Below are 421 nucleotides of genomic sequence, written 5' to 3'. Positions count from 1 at the left end.
TGCGGGAAGAACTTCGGCGGCACCGACAGGTAGAACGCGAAGTTCCCGCCCGTGCCCTGGGCCTTGTCGAGCTCCTCGATGGTGGCGCGCAGCTTCTCGAAGGCGTCGTTGTCGACGAACTCGCCCTGGACGAAGCGCATGCCCTTGGCCAGCTGCTGCCAGACCTCCTCGCGGAAGGGGGTGCGTGCGTGCTCCTTGACGGAGTCGTGCACCACCTGGGCGAAGTCCTCGTCCTCCCAGTCGCGGCGGGCGAAGCCGATCAGGGAGAAGCCCGGCGGCAGCAGTCCGCGGTTGGCCAGGTCGTAGACGGCCGGCATCAGCTTCTTGCGGGACAGGTCACCGGTGACCCCGAAGATCACCAGACCCGACGGACCCGCGATCCGCGGCAACCGACGATCCGCCGGATCACGCAACGGATTGA

Annotated in this window: 1 pseudogene; it reads right to left on the bottom strand. The window is 67.5% G+C overall.

Annotated features, from left to right (window positions below):
- A pseudogene (locus tag IF29_RS0141225) lies at nt 1-421 on the bottom strand (glucose-6-phosphate dehydrogenase); the annotation flags it as partial.

It is taken from the genome of Streptacidiphilus jeojiense (assembly GCF_000719095.1).
In the GTDB taxonomy this organism is placed as follows: Bacteria; Actinomycetota; Actinomycetes; order Streptomycetales; family Streptomycetaceae; genus Streptacidiphilus; species Streptacidiphilus jeojiensis.
Note: the sequence above shows the minus strand (reverse complement) of the source record. Positions and strands in the feature narration are given on the sequence as shown.